19 protein-coding genes are annotated in these 20,632 nt (G+C 70.6%); 8 read left to right on the top strand and 11 right to left on the bottom strand.

From position 1 onward, the window contains the following. Positions 1-55: 55 nt before the first annotated feature. Both IE195_RS07580 and IE195_RS07575 read right to left on the bottom strand, forming a co-directional pair. A complete protein-coding gene (locus IE195_RS07580) occupies positions 56-289 on the bottom strand; it encodes a DUF397 domain-containing protein (protein ID WP_191268812.1) in 234 nt (77 codons plus the stop codon). A gap of 505 nt (positions 290-794) precedes the next feature. Then, complete coding sequence (locus IE195_RS07575) at positions 795-1,697, bottom strand: Sco1979 family transcriptional regulator (protein ID WP_191269102.1); 903 nt, start codon at positions 1,695-1,697, stop codon at positions 795-797. A gap of 299 nt (positions 1,698-1,996) precedes the next feature. On the opposite strand from IE195_RS07575, the gene IE195_RS07570 reads away from it, so the two are divergent. Both IE195_RS07570 and IE195_RS07565 read left to right on the top strand, forming a co-directional pair. Beyond that, positions 1,997-2,548, top strand: coding sequence for an ATP-binding protein (locus IE195_RS07570; protein ID WP_191268811.1), 552 nt, complete (start codon positions 1,997-1,999; stop codon positions 2,546-2,548). Between the two features lie 146 nt (positions 2,549-2,694). After that, on the top strand, positions 2,695-3,057 hold the full coding sequence (locus tag IE195_RS07565; protein WP_191268809.1) for an STAS domain-containing protein: 363 nt from the start codon (positions 2,695-2,697) through the stop codon (positions 3,055-3,057). Positions 3,058-3,180: 123 nt separating this feature from the next. On the opposite strand, the gene glmS is transcribed toward IE195_RS07565, so the two are convergent. After that, positions 3,181-5,034: a glutamine--fructose-6-phosphate transaminase (isomerizing) gene (glmS, locus tag IE195_RS07560; protein WP_191268807.1), complete on the bottom strand. Its 1,854-nt coding sequence runs from the start codon at positions 5,032-5,034 to the stop codon at positions 3,181-3,183. Between the two features lie 332 nt (positions 5,035-5,366). Here glmS and coaA point away from each other — a divergent pair, with 332 nt between their 5' ends. Both coaA and IE195_RS07550 read left to right on the top strand, forming a co-directional pair. Further along, complete coding sequence (coaA, locus tag IE195_RS07555; protein WP_229826126.1) at positions 5,367-6,272, top strand: type I pantothenate kinase; 906 nt, start codon at positions 5,367-5,369, stop codon at positions 6,270-6,272. A gap of 184 nt (positions 6,273-6,456) precedes the next feature. Next, positions 6,457-8,673 (top strand): HelD family protein, encoded by a 2,217-nt coding sequence (locus tag IE195_RS07550; protein WP_191268803.1) that lies wholly within the window; start codon positions 6,457-6,459, stop codon positions 8,671-8,673. 80 nt (positions 8,674-8,753) lie between these two features. Here the strand turns inward: IE195_RS07550 and IE195_RS07545 are convergent, their stop codons facing one another. Next, positions 8,754-9,482: a DUF998 domain-containing protein gene (locus IE195_RS07545; protein WP_191268802.1), complete on the bottom strand. Its 729-nt coding sequence runs from the start codon at positions 9,480-9,482 to the stop codon at positions 8,754-8,756. A gap of 238 nt (positions 9,483-9,720) precedes the next feature. Between IE195_RS07545 and IE195_RS07540 the strand changes: the two genes are divergently transcribed. The 4 genes from IE195_RS07540 (at position 9,721) to IE195_RS07525 (ending at position 13,534) form a co-directional block, all read left to right on the top strand. Beyond that, on the top strand, positions 9,721-10,623 hold the full coding sequence (locus IE195_RS07540) for a universal stress protein (RefSeq protein WP_191268801.1): 903 nt from the start codon (positions 9,721-9,723) through the stop codon (positions 10,621-10,623). A gap of 380 nt (positions 10,624-11,003) precedes the next feature. After that, positions 11,004-12,812: a phosphoenolpyruvate carboxykinase (GTP) gene (locus IE195_RS07535; protein WP_191269100.1), complete on the top strand. Its 1,809-nt coding sequence runs from the start codon at positions 11,004-11,006 to the stop codon at positions 12,810-12,812. Between the two features lie 144 nt (positions 12,813-12,956). Further along, positions 12,957-13,205 carry a toxin HicA gene (locus IE195_RS07530; protein WP_191268798.1) on the top strand — a complete coding sequence of 83 codons (249 nt, stop codon included), beginning with the start codon at positions 12,957-12,959 and terminating at the stop codon, positions 13,203-13,205. Beyond that, a complete protein-coding gene (locus IE195_RS07525) occupies positions 13,202-13,534 on the top strand; it encodes a type II toxin-antitoxin system HicB family antitoxin (protein WP_191268796.1) in 333 nt (110 codons plus the stop codon). Before IE195_RS07530 ends, IE195_RS07525 begins: the two co-directional genes overlap by 4 nt. Positions 13,535-13,616: 82 nt before the next feature. Here IE195_RS07525 and IE195_RS07520 read toward each other — a convergent pair whose 3' ends face one another. The 7 genes from IE195_RS07520 to IE195_RS07490 all read right to left on the bottom strand — a co-directional run bounded on the left by IE195_RS07520 (position 13,617) and on the right by IE195_RS07490 (position 20,447). Beyond that, positions 13,617-14,159 (bottom strand): hypothetical protein, encoded by a 543-nt coding sequence (locus IE195_RS07520; RefSeq protein ID WP_229826111.1) that lies wholly within the window; start codon positions 14,157-14,159, stop codon positions 13,617-13,619. 79 nt (positions 14,160-14,238) lie between these two features. Then, positions 14,239-15,894 carry a sodium/solute symporter gene (locus IE195_RS07515; RefSeq protein ID WP_191268794.1) on the bottom strand — a complete coding sequence of 552 codons (1,656 nt, stop codon included), beginning with the start codon at positions 15,892-15,894 and terminating at the stop codon, positions 14,239-14,241. After that, positions 15,891-16,340 carry a hypothetical protein gene (locus IE195_RS07510; RefSeq protein WP_229826110.1) on the bottom strand — a complete coding sequence of 150 codons (450 nt, stop codon included), beginning with the start codon at positions 16,338-16,340 and terminating at the stop codon, positions 15,891-15,893. The genes IE195_RS07515 and IE195_RS07510 overlap by 4 nt, the downstream gene beginning before the upstream one ends. 22 nt (positions 16,341-16,362) lie before the next feature. Then, positions 16,363-17,151 carry a LytR/AlgR family response regulator transcription factor gene (locus IE195_RS07505; protein ID WP_191268791.1) on the bottom strand — a complete coding sequence of 263 codons (789 nt, stop codon included), beginning with the start codon at positions 17,149-17,151 and terminating at the stop codon, positions 16,363-16,365. Beyond that, complete coding sequence (locus IE195_RS07500; protein WP_191268789.1) at positions 17,148-18,164, bottom strand: sensor histidine kinase; 1,017 nt, start codon at positions 18,162-18,164, stop codon at positions 17,148-17,150. Before IE195_RS07500 ends, IE195_RS07505 begins: the two co-directional genes overlap by 4 nt. A 190-nt stretch (positions 18,165-18,354) precedes the next feature. Next, on the bottom strand, positions 18,355-20,049 hold the full coding sequence (locus IE195_RS07495) for a monocarboxylic acid transporter (protein ID WP_191268787.1): 1,695 nt from the start codon (positions 20,047-20,049) through the stop codon (positions 18,355-18,357). Further along, positions 20,046-20,447 carry a DUF485 domain-containing protein gene (locus tag IE195_RS07490; protein ID WP_191268785.1) on the bottom strand — a complete coding sequence of 134 codons (402 nt, stop codon included), beginning with the start codon at positions 20,445-20,447 and terminating at the stop codon, positions 20,046-20,048. The genes IE195_RS07495 and IE195_RS07490 overlap by 4 nt, the downstream gene beginning before the upstream one ends. Positions 20,448-20,632 lie beyond the last annotated feature (185 nt).

Raw genomic sequence — 20,632 nt, 5'->3', positions numbered from 1 at the left:
GTCTGTCGGTGGGGGGAGGGGCCCAGGGTTCGGGGGGGTGGGTGGGGGCGCGGGGTCAGTCCAGGAGGGCGTCGAAGTCGCCGGTCTTGGCGCCGCGGACGAAGGCCCTGATCTCCGCCGGCGTGTACACGAGCGCGGGCCCCTCGGGGTCACGCGAGTTGCGGACGGCGATGTCTCCTCCGGGCAGCGTGGCGACCTCCACGCAGTTCCCGTCCGGATTGCTCCAACTGCTCTTGGTCCATGCGACCTTCAACCGGTCCGCGGGGACGCCGTTGTAGATCGGGTGCATCTCAACCTCCTGGAACTTCGGGGACGTGTGAGCGGGGTCCACAAGCGGCTCCAGTGCGCCGTGCTCGTCGGGCTGGACCATCCTGACCTTCGCCCGCCGTGTCCCAGGACGGGCAGGGTCGTGCACGATTGGTCCGTTCGTCCCCGTGCAAACCCAAAGCGTAGTGCATGCACGTGCATACGTGCTTGCATCAGTAAGTTCTCGCGGATTGGCCGAGGGTGAACCGATGGTGGAACCGCATGTCACGCCTAACGCTTCGGGGGTCCCGGCGGTTCAGCGTTCCAGGATTGTTTCCCAGTCGTGGCCGAACGTGGACATACCGACGGCCCCCGAGGGCACTCAGGGCGTTCGCGGCCTCGCCCGGGGTGTCGGTGCTGTCGGGGGCGGCACGGGGGCGGCGTAGGACCGGGAGGCGTGGTGGTGGGGCCGGTGGTGGGGGCGCGTCCCCGGCGGGCGGGGCTCGGGAGAGGACCGCCAGGGAGAGGACCGCTCGGGGTCCCCTCGGTCAGGACCCGTAGCGTTCGAGGAAGCCTTCGAGGATCTCCTCGGTGGAGCCCGGCAGGGGTGCCTGGGTGGCGAGGTGGTCCATGGTCTGCGCGTAGCGGCTGGTGTCGTCGAACTTGTCGAAGTAGAGCGCGCTGCTCAGCTGTTCCAGGTAGACCACGTCGGGCAGTTGGGGGGTCGGGAAGCGCAGGATGCTGAACGGGCCGCCGGCGGCGGGGTGGCCGCCCATGGCGAACGTGGCGATCTGGATGGTGATGTTGGGGCGGCGGGACATCTCCAGGAGGTGTTCGATCTGGCCGCGCATCACCTCGGCGTCGCCGTAGGGCCGGTGCAGGACCGCCTCGTCGATGACCGCCCACAGGCGCGGCGGATCGCCCTCGGGCGAGGTGAAGCGCAGCTGCCGGCGCATGCGCATGTTCACGCGGCTGTCCACCTCCTCCTCGGAGTTGGCCGTGCGCGAGAGTTTGATGACCGACCTGGCGTACCCCTCGGTCTGGAGCAGCCCGGGCACGAACTGCACCTCGAAGGTACGGATGACCGACGCGGCCTCCTCCAGGCCCACGTAGACGCCGAACCACTGGGGAAGCACGTCGCCGTACTTGTGCCACCAGCCCTGGGCGTTGGCGCTGGAGATCATTCCGACCAGGGCCTCGCGCTGCCCGGGATCGTCCACTCCGTACAGTTTCAGCAGGTCGTCGACGTCCCGGTGCTTGAAACTGACCTGGCCCAGCTCCATGCGGCTGATCTTGGCGTGGGAGGCGCGGATCGCGTATCCGGCGTCGTGCCGGGAAATGCCCTTCTCCTTGCGCAGGCGGCGCAGCTGGGTGCCGAGCAGAATGCGCAGCACGGTGGGGCCACCGCTGGAATTGGCTAGGAAATCCTGTGTGACCTGGTGGTTCGGCATTGGATCGGCTACCACTTCGCCTCCCTAGGAGTGGTATTGGCGCGAGCGACCGCTCAGTATACCGATGCGGTTCTTCCGCGCCAGGCCCGGATCCGGCTCGGGAAGCGGTGAAGCGGGCCAACCGGAATCGCCGGTGAGCGGAGGGCGAATTCTTCGTGAGGAGGCCTACCGAAAGCAGGACAGAGTCCTATAGTCTTGCCGAACGTTGATCTGCACGTGCATCTGTGGCTTACGTATGTAAGTAACGGGCATAGCGGACAGACAGGCGTGAACTCGAGGGTTTCCACGCGAGGAGAGAGATGAACACAGAGCTGATGCTCTCGGAGCCTGAGGCCGGGGCATCCTGGAACCACCCCCTCCCGGTGCAGGCGTCCGGAGGGGTGTCGGCCGGGCGCTGGGACCCCTCGCTCGGGCGGCTGGGGATCGGGGAGCGCACGCGTACCCGCGCCGTCGCGGCCGCCTCCTACCGCGCGCTGCCGGACTCGGTCCGCTCCGCGCGTGAGTTCGGTGTCGAGAGCCTGTTCGCGTGGCGGATGCCGGAACTGGCGGAGAACCTCCGGCTCATCGTCTCCGAACTGGTCGGGAACGCCTGCAGGCACGCGGTCGCGGCCGACGGCCCCGAGCACACCCGCATCACCCTTCAGCTGAGACCCCTGCCCGAACAGGGCACCGTGGTGTGCATGGTCGCCGACCCCAGCCCCAAGGGCCCGGTCCGGATCGACGCGCACCATTTCGCGGAATCCGGCCGCGGGCTCAGCCTGATCGCCGCTTTCAGCCGGGAATGGGGCTGGGGCCCCGCCCTCGGACACGGAAAGGTCGTGTGGGCGGTCTGCGCTTCTGATCCGCTCTGACGGATCCCCTGATCCCCGGAGGAGGGGTTGTTCCCGTGACTCGGACCGGTGGTGGAGTCCGCCGGGCCGAGTAGGCTGTCAAGGCATGTCGGCATTTGGCCGACGGCGGCAGAGAAACCCCCCGACCCCGAGCCCGGGAGTAAGGCGTGGCCGTACTGGATCCGGACCAGGAACGCTTCCGGTGCGACGGTATGACCGTCGTGCACCTGAAGGGCGAAATCGATATCGCCACGGCCGAGGGCGTGTTCACCCGGCTGGCCTCGGCCGCACTCGACAACTGCACCGTCGTCGACCTCTCCGCGGTGGAATTCATCGACGCCTCGGGCGTCAACGCGCTGGTCGGCGCGGTCCGTTCCGCCACCGGCGTCCAGAACCACCTCCTGTTCGCGAGTCCGCCCCGGCAACTGCTTCGGATCCTGGACGTACTCGACCTGCACGGGGTGCTGCCGACCCACCACGACACCGCGGCCGCCTGCGCCGCGCACCGCACCGACCACGCGGTGCACTGAGCCCAGCACGCCGCCTCCGGACACCCGAGCGCCGTGGGCGCCCCGGGAACACGGACGGGGCGTGCTGGGCGGGGGACGTACCCCGCCCAGCACGCCCCGCACACCGGGGGCCGCAGGCCCGGCCTACTCCACGGTCACGCTCTTGGCGAGGTTGCGCGGCTGGTCCACGTCGTTGCCCTTGGCCAGGGCGAGCTCGCAGGCGAACACCTGCATGGGGATCGTCGAGACGATCGGCTGCAGCAGGGTCGGCACCGCCGGGATCTCGATGAGCACGTCCGAGTACGGCCGTACCGCCTCGTCGCCCTCCTCCGCGATCACGATGGTGCGGGCACCGCGGGCACGCACCTCCTGGATGTTCGACACGATCTTGTCGTGCAGCACGCTGCGCCCCTTGGGCGAGGGCACCACGACGACCACCGGCAGGCCCTCCTCGATCAGCGCGATCGGACCGTGCTTGAGCTCGCCCGCGGCGAACGCCTCGGCGTGCATGTACGCCAGCTCCTTGAGCTTGAGCGCGCCCTCCATCGCCACCGGGTAACCCACGTGGCGGCCGAGGAACAGCACGGTGTCCGCGTCGGCCAGCGAACGGGCCAGCTCACGGACGGGCTCGACCGTGTCCAGGACCCTCTCGACCTGCTCCGGCATGGTGGCCAGCTGCGCGATCACGGCGTTGATCTCGTCGCCGAACTTCATTCCGCGCACCTGGGCCAGGTACAGGCCGACCAGGTAGCAGGCGGCCAGCTGGGTGAGGAAGGTCTTGGTGGCGGCCACCCCGACCTCCGGTCCGGCGTGCGTGTACAGCACGCCGTCGGACTCACGCGGGATCGTGGACCCGTTGACGTTGCAGATCGCCAGTACGCGGGCGCGCTGCTCGCGGGCGTAGCGGACCGCCATCAGGGTGTCCATGCTCTCGCCGGACTGCGAGATCGCGATGACCAGGGTCTGCTGGTCCAGGATCGGGTCGCGGTAGCGGAACTCGCTGGCGACCTCCACCTCGCAGGGGACCCGGCACCAGTGCTCGATCGCGTACTTGGCGATCAGACCCGCGTGGTAGGACGTGCCGCAGGCGATGATGACGACCTTCTCGACCGACCGCAGTTCCGCCGGGGTCAGCCGCATCTCGTCCAGGGAGAGCTGCCCCTCGACCGAGACCCGGCCCAGGAGGGTGTCGGCGACGGCCTTCGGCTGCTCGACGATCTCCTTGAGCATGAAGTAGTCGAAACCGTCCTTCTCCGCCGCGGAGGCGTCCCAGTCGACGTGGTACTCGCGCACGTCCACGGGGTTGCCGTCGTAGTCGGTGACGACCACGGAGTCGGCGCGCAGCTCGACGACCTGGTCCTGGCCGAGCTCGACCGCGTCACGGGTGTGGGCGATGAACGCCGCCACGTCGCTGGCCAGGAAGTTCTCGCCCTCACCGCGGCCGACGACCAGCGGGGAGTTGCGACGGGCCGCGACGACCAGGTCGGGGTCGTCGACGGAGACCGCGACCAGGGTGAAGGCGCCCTCCAGGCGCTTGCACACGTCGCGCATCGCCCCGGCGAGGTCACCGTCGCCGCGCCGGTCCAGCTCGGTGCTGAGCAGGTGGGAGGCGACCTCGGTGTCGGTCTCGGAGAGGAACTTGCAGCCCTGCTCCTCCAGTTCGAGCCGCAGGGCGGCGAAGTTCTCGATGATGCCGTTGTGGACCACCGCGACGCGGTGGTCGTTGTCGACGTGGGGATGGGCGTTCACGTCGTTGGGCGCGCCGTGCGTGGCCCAACGGGTGTGGCCGATCCCGGCGCCGTCACCGGAGACCGGACTCCTCTCCAGGGCCTGGCGCAGGTTGGCGAGCTTGCCCGCCCGCTTCTGTGAGCGCAGGGTCCCCCCGCCCAGCACAGCGATACCCGCGGAGTCATATCCGCGGTACTCCAACCTCGCGAGGCCGTCAACGACAACCTCAAGCGCCGGTTGCGGCCCGACGTAGCCAACGATTCCGCACATGGCCGCCAGCGTAAGCGAAAAGTCGTATCGAATCGACCAACCAGTGCCCCATACCACTGGTTGTTTTCCCAGGTGGCGGTATAGACCATTTGGTGCATCGGAACCAGACCGCGCAGGTGGGGGCCCGGGGCGGGCTCCGAGTGGAGTCGATTCCCCCTCCTCGGGGCCCGACCAAAAAACCTTTCGTGTCGGCCGGGTGAACGTGTGGTTTCCGGCACGTTCCGCTCCGGAACCGGGTAATGGGGGTACCGCCTGCCCGGAACGGGGGAGCACCTCGTCTAGTGTGGTCAACCGTGTCTCACGCGACGAAGAACGGCATCTCCTCGCCGTACGTGGAACTGGACCGAGCGGCCTGGGCCGCCCTCCGGGCCTCCACGCCCCTGTCCCTGACCGAGGCCGACCTCAGCGACCTGCGGGGTACCAACGACCCCACCTCGCTGGAAGAGGTGCGCGACATCTACCTGCCCCTGTCGCGGCTGCTCAACCTGTACGTGGGCGCCACCCAGCAGCGCCACGCCGCGGTACGCGCCTTCCTCGGCGAGGCCGACCGGCCCTCACCGTTCATCATCGGTGTGGCGGGCAGCGTCGCCGTGGGCAAGTCCACCACGGCCCGCCTCCTGCGCTCCCTGCTCGCCCAGTGGCCCAACCACCCGGACGTCGAACTCGTCAGCACCGACAACTTCCTCCACCCGAACGCCGTCCTGCAGTCGCGCGGCCTCATGCGCCGCAAGGGCTTCCCGGAAAGCTACGACCGCCGGGCCCTGGTCCGGTTCGTCTCGGAGATGAAGGCCGGGGCCGAGCGCCTGGAGATCCCCGTCTACTCCCACCTGCACTACGACGTGGTGCCGGGCGAGCGCCAGACCGTCCACCGCCCCGACATCCTCATCGTCGAGGGCATCAACGTGCTCCAGCCCGCGACCGCGGGCCGCCTGGCCGTCGCGGACTTCTTCGACTACTCCATCTACGTCGACGCCAAGGTCGCGAACATCCGCGACTGGTACCTCGACCGGTTCCGCGAACTGCGCCGCACCGCCTTCTCCGACCCGCGCTCCTACTTCCACCACATGGCCACGACCATCGACGAGGACGAGGCCCTGGAGTTCGCCGCCAACACCTGGCAGACCATCAACGAGGTCAACCTGGTGGAGAACATCCGCCCGACCCGCGGCCGGGCGACCCTCGTCCTGTTCAAGGGCGACGACCACCGCGTCAGCAGGGTCCGCCTCCGCAAGACCTGACGCGAACACCACCTCGGCGCACCCCGCACCTCGGGTAGGATCGCTGGCTCGGCCTCGCCACCCCCCCCGGGGTCGTGGTGCGCGCTCACGGATCGGAACGAACCGGGCCTGTCAAGGCGACCGGGGCGGGACCGCGCGCACGCGCGAAGCCGCGTCCTGTCCCGCCGAAACCCGAGGTCCCGCCATGACCGCCACCGATCCCACAGCCGTGCCCGCCGACCCCGAACTCCTCGCCGAACGCGAGGCCCTGCACGAGGCCCGCGCCGCCCTGCGCCGCATGCGCGAGGAGGTCGACGCCACCGAACTGCTCTTCGGTGACGCCGCCAAGGACAAGGTCACCGACGCCGCCCTGCGCCGCGGCCGAGAGCGCCGCCTGGCGGCCCTGGCCGACATCCCCGGCGCCCCCCTGTACTTCGGGCGCCTGGACTTCGAACCCGGCACCGTCTTCCTCGACGAGGACGCCGCCGACGGCGGCCCGGCCCCGGTCCGCCGGCCCTCCGACGAACCCGACCGGATCCACATCGGCCGCCGCCACGTCCACGACGGCCGGGGCCGTCCCGTGGTCCTGGACTGGCGCGCGCCCGTCAGCATCGCCTACTACCAGGCATCGCCCAGCGAACGGATGGCCGTGCGGGTCCGGCGCCGGTACGGTTTCGGAACCGTCACCGGCCCCGACGGCCAGCCCGGGTCCGTCCTGACCGCCTTCGAGGACGAGGACCTGCTCGTCGGCGCGGACGCGCCCGAGGCCTCCCTGGGCAGCGAACTCCTCAACTCGGAGATCGAGCGCCCCCGCACCGGGCCGATGCGCGACATCGTCGCCACCATCCAGCCCGAACAGGACGCGCTGGTCCGCGCCCCGCTGGGGACCACCCTGTGCGTCCAGGGCGCCCCCGGCACCGGCAAGACCGCGGTCGGCCTGCACCGCATCGCCTTCCTGCTCTACAGCGAGCGCGAACGGCTCTCCCGGTCCGGTGTGGCGATCATCGGACCCAACCGGTCCTTCCTGTCCTACATCCGGGACGTGCTCCCCGCCCTCGGTGAGGTGGACGTCCACCAGACCACCGTCCACGAACTCCTCACCCGGGACCTGTCGGAGCGGCTGCGACCCGCCCAGGGGTGGGTGCGCCGCACGGAGGCCCCCGAGGCCGCGCGCACCAAGGGGTCCGCGGTGATGGCCGAGGTGCTCCGCCGCGACCTGTGGGCCCACCTGCGGTCCCCGGAGGAGACCGTGATGGTCCGCCGGGGCTCGCGCCGCTGGCGCCTGTACCCGGAGGACGTGCGCCCGCTCCTCGACGAGCTCGCGGCGCGCGGCGTCGCCTACGGGTCCGGCCGCGAACTCCTGTCGCACCGCATGGCGCACGCGATCCTGACCCTGATGGAGGCCGAGGGCGAGGTCTGCGACGACCGCACCCACGCCCAGGTCCGCCGGGACCCGGCGGTGCGCGCCGCGGTCACCGCCCTGTGGCCCAAGGTCGAGCCGCTCAGGCTGGTGCTCGGCCTGCTCACCGACCCCGAGCGCCTGGCCCGCGCCGCCGGGGGGCTGCTCACCCCGGAGGAGCAGCAGGCCCTGCTCCTGCCGGGAAAACCGCGCGGTCCCAGGACCGCGAAGTGGTCGGAGGAGGACCTGGCCCTGGTCGACGAGGCGGCGGCGCTGATCGAACGCCCCTCCGGTCTGGGGCACGTCGTCGTCGACGAGGCCCAGGACCTGAGCCCGATGCAGTGCCGGGCGGTCGGACGGCGCGCGGGCGCGGGCTCCCTCACGGTGCTCGGCGACATCGCCCAGGGCACGAGTCCGTCGGCGGCCCGGAACTGGTCGACGCTCATGGAACACCTGGGCAAGCCCACCGGTCACCTGCACACCCTGGACCGGGGGTACCGGGTCCCCGCGCAGATCATCGACTTCGCCGCCCGCCTGCTGCCCACGATCGCCCCGCTCCCGCCCACCGCCCCCGACCGCCCCCGGCCGGAGGCCTCCGGCTTCAGGTCCCATCCCTTCGCGCCGGTCGCGGTGCGCCGCTCACCCGGTGCGCTCCGGTTGCTCCCGGCCGCCGGGGAGATCGCCCCGGCCCTGGCACGGGGCTGCCGGGAAGCGCTCCGGGGCGAGGGCTCGGTGGGGCTGATCGCCGCCGACCACCAGCTCCCCGCGCTACGCGAGGCACTGGCCGCGGAGGGGGTGGACGCCCCGCTGCTCGGCGGGACCGGGACGGACACCGCCCGCCTGGTCGCCGTCCCGGCCAGTCTGGCCAAGGGGTTGGAGTTCGACGCGGTGGTGGTCGCCGAGCCGGCCGCCATCGTCGAGGCCGAGGAGCGCGGCGCGAACCGGCTGTACGTGGTGCTCACCCGCGCGGTCAGCACCCTGCACGTGGTGCACGCCCGGCCCCTGCCCGCCGAACTGGCCTGAGCGGTCCGTGACGGCTCGGACCGGCGGCCGGCACGGTGCCGGTCCGAGCGGGGTTCAGACAGCGGTCCTGGCCGCCTCCGTCAGTCGGCGGGGCGGACCGTGCTCCGCTGCCCGCGGCTGCGCTTCCACTGGCCGGGCACGACCCCGACGGCCAACAGCCACAGGGCGACGGTGACCAGGTGGGCCCGTTCGGCGAGACCGAGGGCGACGCCGGGGGATCCGTCCCCTGAAGAGGCGTACGCCATGGCCGCCAGGACCAGGACGACCACGGCGGCCACCGCCTGCGCGACGGTGATCAGCGCCAGGGCGGGCCAGGCGCGCTCCCGGGCCCGGCGCCGGTCCCGGGTCAGGGCCGCCGAGGCCAGCAGTGCGGACAGGGCGGCGACCACGGCCAGGACGGTCTGCGTCGCCGTCGCGCCCTGCGACCCCTCCACCAGGGACTCCACCGTGCAGGCCGCGTCCGTGGACACGACGCACCGGCCGGGCAGCAGCGAGGCGGTGAGCGAGGCGGCGCCGAACACGGCCATCGACCACCAGGAGACGGTCAGCCAGCTGCGGGGGCGTTTGGCGCCCAGGGTCAGGCCCAGCCCGGCGGCGAGGACGACCAGGATCGCGGCGGTCCGGTGCGCGCTGTCCAGCACCAGGCCGAGGGTGGATTCGGGGTCGGCGAGGGCGCCCGTGGCGGTGCCCGGGCCCCCGGGCAGGACGACCTCGAGGGTCCACATGCTGTAGACCACGGCGGCGACCACGGCGGCCACACGGCCGTCCCGGTAGTCCCAGTGCAGTGTCGCGGTGTTCGAGTAAGGCATGGCGCCCCCAGTCTCCGCTGCTGACTCTTCTGTGTCTCTCGGACGCACCGGTACGCTTCCGCGTTCCCCGCTCCGCCGGGACACCGCCCGTTCTGGGACCCTACGTCAGCCAACTCGCGTCGGCACCGTTATCCACGGGTGCGTGTCCACACGGCATCATCGTGGAACACAACGGGAACACGGACCGGCGGGTCCGGGGACCGCGAGGGTACCGACGACCTACAGAAGGACGCACGTGATGAACGGCGCAGCCACGGCACGATGGGTGATCGTGGGAGTGGACGGCACCGACTCCAGCAGGCACGCGCTGGAGTGGTCCGCGCACCAGGCCGTGCTGCGCGGTCTCGGGGTACGGATCGTCGCCGCGGCGAGCCCGCTGGCCACGGAGGACTTCGGGGTCTGGGACGAGGCGGAGGAGAACGACGGGGGCGGGCCGGGGGCGGGCGCCCGGCGGCTGCTCGACCACGCCCGCGACTGGGTGGCCCGGCTGTTCCCCGAGCTCTCCGTCCAGACCCGCCTGTCCTTCTCCCGCCCCGCCGAGGCGCTGGTCACCGAGGCGGCCTCGCCCGGGGCGGTGGCGGTCGTGGTGGGCTCGCGCGGACTGAGCGGGATCGCCGCGGCCTTCGTCGGCTCGGTGGGGATCGAACTGGCCGCCCGGGCGGCGGTGCCGGTGATCGTCCTGCCGAGGGACCACGCGGCCGCACACGGGGTCCGCAGCAGGGTGATCGTGGGGGTGGACGGCTCCGAACCCAGCCGCCGCGCCCTGGAGTTCGCCTTCTCCCAGGCGGAGTTCGCCGACACCGACCTGGTCGCGGTCAACGCCTGGCAGCCCCTGGTGGCCTTCGCGGCGGCGACCGGGCCGATCCCGCCGGAGCTGTTCGACGACGCCACCGCGGCCGAGGCGGCCCGTCAGGCCCTGGACGAGGAGCTCGCCGACCTGCAGCTGCTCCACCCCGGGGTCCGGGTGCGAACGCGGGTGGTGCGAGCCCACCCGGTGGTCGCGCTCCTGGAGGAGGCCACCCCCGCCGACCTCATCGTGGTGGGCTCGCGCGGCCGCGGGGGTTTCCGCGGTCTGCTTCTGGGTTCGGTCAGCCACTCGGTGCTGCACGGAGCGCGGGGCCCGGTCGCCATACTGCGCTGAGCCGCCCGGCACGGGCCCGGCAGGAGTTCGCCGCCCGGACGAAGCCGCAGGGCGTCGCCGGTGCGGCCGTCATTGGTCTAATCCGTTGGATCCGACGGGAGACTTCTGCTGTGTGACGAACAGCACCGTGTGTTGGTGCTGGTGGGGCACTTGCGCGCAATGCAGGGAAAAGCGGACCCGAACAGTACGGGAACCCTGCCCGCGCGAGTGCGTTCCGGCACGGCTTCGGGTCGTCGAAAACCCTTGCTGTGCAGCGCAATCCGGTTTCCCCTGCCAACGCGTATAGACCACTGGGCTAGACCAATTGGTCAGTGTCGGCACTCGTCGTTCATGATTCGAGGGATCTCGTAATTCGATGAGGAGCCGTTGTGACTGCTGACGTGGGTACTGATGTGGGCGCCGCCCCCACCAAGAACGAGGAACTCGTCTCCTGGGTACGTGAGGTCGCGGAGCTCACCCAGCCGGACGAGGTCGTCTGGTGCGACGGTTCCGAGGAGGAGTGGACCCGCCTGACCGACCAGCTGGTCGAGCAGGGCACCTTCACCCGCCTCAACCCCGTCAAACGCCCGAACAGCTTCTACTGCAAATCGGACCCGACCGACGTCGCCCGGGTCGAGGACCGCACCTTCATCTGCTCCGAGCGCGAAGAGGACGCCGGCCCCACCAACAACTGGATCGCCCCGGACGAGATGCGCGCCACCTTCGGCGAGGTCTTCAAGGGCGCCATGCGCGGCCGCACCATGTACGTCGTGCCCTTCTGCATGGGCCCGCTCGGCGGCGACATCTCCCAGCTCGGCGTCGAGATCACCGACTCCCCGTACGTCGTCGTCTCCATGCGCATCATGGCCCGCATGGGCTCGGCCGCCCTGCGGCTGATCGAGGAGCGCGGCGAGTTCGTCAAGGCGGTCCACTCCGTCGGCGCCCCCCTGGAGCCCGGCCAGCAGGACGTCGCCTGGCCGTGCAACTCCACCAAGTACATCTCCCACTTCCCCGAGACCCGCGAGATCTGGTCCTACGGCTCCGGCTACGGCGGCAACGCCCTGCTCGGCAAGAAGTGCTACGCGCTGCGCATCGCCTCGGTGATGGCCCGCGACGAGGGCTGGCTCGCCGAGCACATGCTGATCCTCAAGGTGACCTCGCCCGAGGGCAGGTCGCACTACGTCGCCGCCGCCTTCCCGAGCGCCTGCGGCAAGACCAACCTGGCCATGCTCCAGCCGACCATCCCCGGCTGGAAGGTCGAGACCGTCGGCGACGACATCGCCTGGATGCGCTTCGGCGCCGACGGCCAGCTGCGCGCCATCAACCCCGAGGCCGGTTTCTTCGGTGTGGCCCCCGGTACCGGCGCCGACACCAACGCCAACGCCGTGGAGACCCTCTGGGGCAACAGCATCTTCACGAACGTCGCCCTGACCGACGACGGTGACGTGTGGTGGGAGGGCCTCACCGAGGAGGCGCCCGCCAACCTCACCGACTGGAAGGGCCGTCCCTGGACCCCGGACTCCGACGAGCCCGCGGCCCACCCGAACTCCCGTTTCACCACCCCGGCCGGTCAGGCCCCGACCATCGCCGACGAGTGGGAGGACCCGGCGGGCGTCCCGATCTCCGCGATCCTGTTCGGCGGCCGCCGCGCCTCCGCGGTGCCGCTGGTCGCCGAGTCCTTCAGCTGGCAGCACGGCGTCTACCTGGGTGCCAACGTCTCCTCCGAGAAGACCGCGGCCCAGGAGGGCTCCGTCGGCGAGCTGCGCCGCGACCCGTTCGCGATGCTGCCCTTCTGCGGCTACAACATGGGTGACTACTTCGCCCACTGGGTCAAGCTGGGCCAGCGGGCCGACCAGGCCAAGCTGCCGAAGATCTTCTACGTCAACTGGTTCAAGAAGAACGCCGACGGCAAGATCGTGTGGCCGGGCTTCGGTGAGAACAGCCGCGTCGTCAAGTGGATCGTCGACCGCCTCGAAGGCGACGCCGCCGCGGTCGAGACCCCGATCGGCTACCTGCCGACCGCCGACGGCATCGACACCGAGGGCCTGGACCTGTCCGCCGAGGACATGGAGTTCGTCCTCGACGTCGACACCGAGGTCTGGAAGCAGGAGGCCGCCCTGGTCCCCGAGTTCTTCAAGACCTTCGGCGACAACCTGCCCAGTGAGCTCTGGGACGAGTACCACGCGCTGCTGAACCGCCTGGAGAGGTAGCGACCCCGACCGGCCCCGCCTTTTCCGCGCGAGGGGGCCGGTCGCATCCGGAGGGGGTGCGGGCACCGGGTGCCCGCACCCCCTCCCGCGTTCCGGTTCGGAGAAGGAACCTTGGGGTAGTATCAATAGTGATACTTTGCGGCCATGGCCAGCCTTGAGAAGATCCTCGCGCGGATGCGGGATCAGCCGAAGTCGATCCGGTTCGCGGACCTGGCGAAGGTGTGTGGGCACTACTTCGGTCCGCCGCGCCGGCGCGGGACCTCCCACCAGGTGTACAGGATGCCCTGGTCGGGGGACCCGAGGGTGAACATCCAGAACGACCACGGAACGGCCAAGGCCTACCAGGTGAGACAGGTCCTCGCCGCGATCGACAAGCTGGAGGAGGAGCGGTGAACAGAGCAGAGCACTACGCCTACCGTGTTCGTTGGTCGGTTGAGGACGAGTCCTACGTCGGAACCGTCGCCGAGTTCCCCTCCCTGTCGTGGGTCGCCCGCACGAGTTCCGAGGCTTTCGAGGGAATCCGCGGCCTCGCCGAGGACACCGTCGAGGACATGGTCGTCTCCGGTGAGGAGCCGCCGATACCGATCGGGGAGCGCAGCTACTCGGGGAAGTTCCAGGTCCGTGTCCCCCCGGAACTACACCGGCGGTTGGCCATCGAGGCCGCCGAACAGAACGTGTCGCTCAACCGGCTGGCCGCAGTGCGGTTGGCCGCGCGCCCGTGACCAGGGGGCCGGTCGCATCCGGAGGGGGTGCGGGCACCGGGTGCCCGCACCCCCTCCCGCGTTCCGGTCCCGCAGGTGCCGACTAGCGGCAGCTGATGTACCCGTTCCGGAAGGTCTTGTCCTGCTCATTCACGTACATGCGGCCCTGGACGTTCCCGAAGCTTCTGGTGCTGAACGTGTAGCTGCGGGTCTGACCGGCGACGATACCGATGCCGGGGCCGTTCTTGGTGCCGCTGCCCAACTGGGCGAGGGAGAACCTGATGGTCAGTTCCGAACCGCTGCGCTTGCTGTAGCTGACGGTCGCGCTCTCGCAGCGGGTGGTCCTCGTGGTCAGGACCCCGTGGGTCAGGGGGAGCGAGTTGGTGGCCAGGGTGCTGACGCCCCCGGGGTCCTCCACGGCGGGTTCGTACTCGGGGTTCTCCGTCAGGAACGCGTCCAGGCTCTCCACGTCCTCGCCGACCTCGTAGACACCCTCCTCGGTGACGATGATCTCCTGACTCTCGGCGCGGACCTGGCCCATTTCGGCGAAGGCGGTGCCGGGCACGAGGAACACCACCGACGCGGCCACGGCGGCCAGGGCGGTCAGACGGGACGTGCGCTTCGCTCGTCCGGGGGAGAGGGGCACGGTGTCCTCCTAGGGGGTTTCGTCAGGGGCGCTGCGAACGTACCCCCCGGCGGGCCCGGGACACCAAGGCCTTTGGTCCTCACGGTGAGTGCAGGCGCAGCACCGCGTGCTCCGCCCACTCCGGAGGCCTGGTGAACCGGGACACGGCCATCATCGTCAGGAAGGCCAACGGGATGGTCCAGGCGGCGGGCTGGGCCAGCAGCACCGTCACCCAGCCCTGGGGGGTGTCGAGCAGGATCGACCAGCCGACGGTCCCGGTGGCGGTCACCCCGCCGACGGTCAGGCCCGCGGCCGCGCCCGGCAGGGTGAGGCGCCGCCACCAGATGCCCAGCACCAGCAGGGGACAGAAGGTGGAAGCGGCCACCGTGAACGCCCACACCACCAGCACGTTGATGTCGATCATCTGCGCGGGCAGGGCCAGCAGCACGGCCACGCAGGCGCCGACCGCCACGGCCAGCCGCAACCGGGGCACGCTCCCCTGGAACAGGTCGTGGGACAGACCCCCGGCCAGGGCCAGGAGAAGCCCCGAGGAGGTCGACAGGAACGCCCCGAAGGCCCCCGCCGCCACCAGTGCGGTGAGGAGGGTGCCCACCGCACCCGGGACGGCCTGGGCGGGCAGGACCACCGCCACGGTGTCGGTGCCCTGGAGCATCACCAGCTGCGGTGTGAGCACCCGCCCCAACAGCCCGTAGACCGTGGGAAACAGGTAGAACAACCCCAACAGGGCGATCACGCCCACCGCCACCCTGCGGGCGATCCGCGCGGTCGGGCTCGTGTGGAAGCGCATGATGACGTGCGGCAGGCCCATACAGCCGAGGGTGATCGCGAGCAGTGTCGACCAGGTCTCGAACAACGGGTACCCGCCCACGTCCAGCAGGGGGGTGCTCCACCGTTCGCTGCCCAGTTCCGGCAGGCCCTCCGGGTGCGGGATGGTGGCGCCCGCCGGGAACACGTACTCCGTGCCCCGCTCGACCGAGTGCGCTCCGGGCGCCAGCTCCAGCTCCTCGCCCCTGGAGGTGGTCACGGTGACCGGTTCGTCCAGCCGGAAGTCCGTGGCGACGGTGAACTCCACCGGGGTGGCCCGGGGGAAGTGGGTCCCCCACTCCGGGTGCAGGGCCTCGGCCCGGGTGTCGGCGCCCGCGTGCACCACGAGGTAGACCGCGGGCACGGCGAGGAAGAGCAGTTTGACGACGTAGTGGAAGGCCTGCACGTAGGTGGCCGAGCGCATCCCGCCCGCGGCGATCGAACCGCTCACCACCAGCCCCGCCAGGAGCACCCCCACCCAGTAGGGGGTTCCGCTGACCAGGCTCAGCACCACTCCGGCGCCCTTGAACTGCGGTACCAGGTACAGCAGCATGATCACCAGGACCACACAGCCGCAGAGCTTGCGCAGCCGGGGCGCGCCCAGCCGGTACTCGGCGAAGTCCGGCACGGTGAACGCCCCCGAACGGCGCATCGGACCCGCTACCAGGGCGACCACGGCGACGTAGCCCGCGGTGAAGCCCACGGCGTACCACATGGTGCCCAGGCCGTTCTTGAGCAGCAGCCCGGCCAGGCCCAGCACCGAGGCGGCCGACAGGTACTCGCCGGCGATCGCCAGCGCGTTCCAGTTGGGCGACACCCGCCGCGAGGCCACCAGGAAGTCCGAGGTGGAACGGGCCGCCCGAACCCCGTACACCCCGATGAACAGGCTGGTGGCGAGTACCAGGCCTATCGCGAGAACCGCCGTGCTCACGGCGTCCCGTCAGGGCCGGCACCGGGCTCCGGGCGGTGAACCCGGCCCTGTTCCCGGCCCTGCTCCGGATCCGGGGCCCGGCGGTCCCGCGCCAGGCGCTCGGCCCGGTCCTCCAGGCGTTCGGCCGCGCGTACGTGCCACAGCGCCAGACCGAACAGCGCCGGGTATATCGCCACCGTCAGCAGCAGCCACGACACCGGAACCCCCGCGAGGCGGACCTGCCCCAGAGCCGGGAACAGGGCGAAGGAACCGCTCAGCCCGAACAGCACCGCAGACAGCAGCGAGACCGTGCGCACGGCCGTGCGCCGCTGGGCCCGGAAGAGCCGTCGCGCCGCCTCGGTGTCCACCGGTTCGGGCACCGGGAGCAGGTGCTGCACCGGACGGTTCCCCCGTGCCAGCGCGATGCGGGTCTGCGGGCTGGTGAGCTTCTCCCTGCGCGGACTCACGGCCGTTCCTTCCGACTAGGGGTCACGGCTGGTCCTTGGCCGTCCCCGGAGGGCGGGCCGAACGGCCCAACTGGTCGCGTTTGGCCGCCTCCAGGAGCTGTTCCCGCAGGTGGCGGCCGTGCCTGCGGCTCACCGGGACGTCCCCGGCGGGCGTCCCCGCGACCAACCCGGACGAGGAGGTCACCCGCAGGTCCCGCACCCACGGGATGGCGACGAGGAAGCCGCGGTGCACCCGCACGAACCCGGCCGAGGCCCACACCTCCTCCAGGTAGGACAGCGACAGCCGGATCAGGTGGGTGCCCTCGGCGGTGTGCAGGCGCACGTAGTCGCCCTGCGCCTCCACGAACTGCACGTCGTCGCGTTTGACGAACACGGTGCGCCGACCGGTGTCGATCTGCACCACGTGCAGGTCCTCGGCAGGGGGCGTCGAACCGCTGGCCCTGCGCAGTTGGGCGATCCGCCCCACCGCCTCGGCCAGCCGTTCCGGACGGATCGGTTTGAGCAGGTAGTCCACCGCCCCGATCCCGAAGGCCTCCACGGCGTGGCTCTCGGAGGCCGTCACGAACACGATCGACGGCGGCTCCGACATCACGCTCAGCACCCGGGCCACGTCCATGCCGTCCAGCCCGGGCATCAGGATGTCCAGGAACGCGGCGTCGATACTGGTGGTGCCCAGCAGGCGCACGGCGCTGGCGCCGTTGGAGGCGACCAGGACCTCCGAGACCTCGGGCATGTCACCGAGGAGGGAGGCCATCTCCTGGCGGGTGGACTCCTCGTCCTCCACCACCAGTACACGGAGCTCGGGTCTCACCGGACCACCACCCCGGGTGCGAACCTCGGTACGCGCACGGTCACCTTCGTCCCTTCTCCCAGCGCGGTCTCGATCACCAGACCGTACTCCGGTCCGTAGACCGCCCGCAGCCGCTGGTCGACGTTGGCCAGACCGACGCTGCGCGACTCCGGCCCGGTGCCCGCCAGCAGGGCGCGGGCCAGCTCCGGGTGCATGCCCACGCCGTCGTCCTCGACCTCGATCACGCACAGGGGTCCCTCGCCGAAACCGGACACGCTGATGTGCCCCCGGCCCTCCTTGCGTTCCAGCCCGTGCCGGATCGCGTTCTCCACGATCGGCTGCACGACCAGGAAGGGAATGGCGACCGGCAGTACCTCGGGCGCCATCCGCACGGTGATGTCCAGGCGGTCGTGGAAGCGGGCCCGCTGGAGTTCGAGGTAGGTCTGGGTGGCCTCCAGCTCGTCGGAGACGGTCGCGTAGTCGCCCTTCTCCGAGAATCCGTACCGCAGGTAGTCGGCGAAGTCCGAGAGCAGGTGGCGGGCCCGGTCGGGGTCCGTGCGCACCAGTGCGGCGATCACCGCCAGCGCGTTGTGTACGAAGTGCGGTGAGATCTGGGCGCGCAGGGTGCGCAGGTCGGCGGCGGCGATCCGGGCGCGAGCCCGGCGCAGCGCGGCGTGGTCCAGGCAGTCCGAGACCAGTGCCGCGGCCGCCTCGACGTCCGCCTCCACGGGGTCGCCGGAGGCGAGCAGCGCCCCGGAGAGTTCGTCGGCGACGGTCAGCGGGACGGCGCACACCGAGGACCCGTCGGGCAGACGGGAGCGGGCGCCGCCCCCGTACTCGAAGACCTGGGAGAGCAGTCCGGCGACCTCGCCGGTGTCCGGGCACCTCCCGTGGGAGGCCACCGGTCCGTCGAGGTCGGCGAGGAGCACCCCGTCCACGGCCAGGACCTGGCGCAGGCGCCGGGCGGCGGAGTTCACACCGCGCCCGTGCAGCCCGTCCTGGAGGTCGACGCCCAGGGCGTGGACCTGACGCATCAGGTCCACACTCGCCCGGCGTTCCGAAGACGTGGGGCGCCGGGAGGGGGAAAGCCACGACAGCCACCGATAGGACACGGAACGATCTTATCTCCGCAGAATGTGTCGACACTCACGTTGCGGGTGCAGCCTTCCTCCACGGGGAGGGCCCGCCGTCCCGGAGGACGGCGGGCCCTGTGGCAGATTCGTCCTAGTGGTCGCCCGCCTTCTCGGCTCCGGCGCCGGTGAGCGCACGGACCTGGAGCATCGCGAACTTCTCGAAGTCGCGTTCCTTGGACGCGTACGTTCCGACGACCGCGCACAGGATGCTGATCGGCACCGAGACCAGGGCCGGGTTGGGCAGCGGGAACCAGGCGAAGTCGGCGTTGGGCATGAGCGCGTTCTCCGAGCCGGAGACGACCGGCGAGAAGAACACCAGGCCCACCGCGCTGATCAGGCCGCCGTAGATGCCCGCCAGCGCCCCGGCGGTGTTGAAGCGCTTCCAGAACAGGCTGAGCAGCAGGGTGGGCAGGTTCGCCGAGGCCGCGATCGCGAACGCCAGCGCCACCAGGAAGGCCACGTTGAGGTTCTGGGCGAAGATCGCCAGGAGGATCGCGACGGAGCCGATGACCAGGGCGGACAGCTTGGCGACCTTGACCTCCTCGGACCCGGTGGCCTTGCCCTTGCGGATCACCGAGTTGTAGAAGTCGTGTGCCAGCGAGGAGGACGAGGCGATGACCAGGCCGGCCACGGTGGACAGGATCGCGGCGAAGGCGGCGGAGGCGATGAGGGCCAGCAGGACCGCTCCGGCCATGTCGCCGCCGATGGTCGTCCCGACGACCTGGGCCAGCTGCGGCGCCGCCGTGTTGCCCGCGGCGTCCTGGGTGGTGATGGCCTCGTGGCCGACGAGCGCCGCGGCGCCGAAGCCCAGCACCAGGGTCATCAGGTAGAAGGTGCCGATGAGGCCGATGCCCCAGTTGACGGACTTGCGCGCGCTTCCGGAGTCCGGAACCGTGTAGAAGCGGATCAGGATGTGCGGCAGGCCGGCGGTGCCCAGGACCAGGGCCAGGCCGAGGCTGATCAGGTCCAGCTTGTTCCACATGGTCTGCAGCGGGTCGCCCGCCACCTCGACGCCGTAGCGCAGGCCCGGCTCCAGGAACCCGGCCGCGTTGCCGTTGGCCGCCGCCTGGCTGGCGTTGGCCGCGTCGGTCATCAGGGAGCCCAGGTTGAAGCCGTACAGCGACAGGGTGAGCAGGGTGAGCAGGGCGGCGCCGCTCATCAGGATGACGGCCTTGGTGATCTGCACCCAGGTGGTGCCCTTCATGCCGCCGAACGCCACGTAGATGGTCATCAGCAGACCGACGACGACGATGCCGGCGATCTTCGCGGTCGCGGCGTCCATGCCGAGGAAGGTCTGACCCTCCTGGATGCCGAGCAGCAGGGCGATGAGCGCGCCCGCGCCGACCATCTGGGCGAGGAGGTAGAAGATCGACACCACCACGGTGGAGACCGCGGCGGCCGTGCGCACCGGGCGCTGCTGCATCCGGTAGGAGAGCACGTCGCCCATGGTGTAGCGGCCGGAGTTGCGCAGCAGCTCGGCGACGAGCAGCAGGGCGACCAACCAGGCCACCAGGAAGCCGATGGAGTAGAGGAAGCCGTCGTAGCCGAACAGGGCGATCATGCCCGCGATGCCCAGGAAGGACGCGGCGGACATGTAGTCGCTGCCGATGGCCAGGCCGTTCTGCAGCGGTGAGAACCCGCGCCCGCCGGAGTGGAAGTCGGTGGCCGAACGGGTGTTGCGGCTGGCCCAGACGGTGATGCCGAGCGTCGCCGCGATCATGAGTGAGAAGAGGACGATGGTGACCATCCGGCTGCTCTCGCTGACAGCCTCCTGCGCGAGGATCATCGGTTGTCCTCCCTCTTCTGGGTGGTGGCGCCGTTCTGGAGCTCGTCGCGCAGCTCGGCGGCGGACCGGTCGAAGTTGCGGTTCGCGTACCTCGTGTACAGGACCGCGATCCCGAAGGTGGACACGAACTGGAGGAGGCCGAACACCAGGGCCACGTTGACGCTGCCGAAGAGGTTGGTGCCCATGATGTCGCGCCCGAAGGCCGACATGAGTACGTAGAGCAGGTACCAGGCCATGAAGGCGATGCTCATGGGGAAGATGAAGCGGTACAGGCGCCGCTTCAGTTCGGTGAACCTCGGGTCGCTGTGCATGGCGACGAAGGCCTCGTTGCTGATCGGCTCGTCGCCGCCGTTCCCGTCGGGGGGTGTCGGATCCTTCGTCGGCCTGTCGCTTGCCATGGTTTCGGTACCTCCGGGGGATGGGCGGGAACGGTGCTGCGGGTGAACGCAGGTTTCCGCGGTATGTCCGGTTTATGTGACCTGCGTTACTCGGAACTGTAAGGAGCGACACTTCGGATGAGCAGGGGGCGTGCCGGGGCGCGCGCCGAACGCGGGAGGGGAGCGGCAAGCGGTCGCCCACCGTG

Source organism: Nocardiopsis terrae (genome assembly GCF_014651695.1).
Classification (GTDB): domain Bacteria; phylum Actinomycetota; class Actinomycetes; order Streptosporangiales; family Streptosporangiaceae; genus Nocardiopsis; species Nocardiopsis terrae.
The sequence above is the reverse complement of the archived record's forward strand: the minus strand, read 5'-3'. Positions and strand labels throughout refer to the sequence as shown.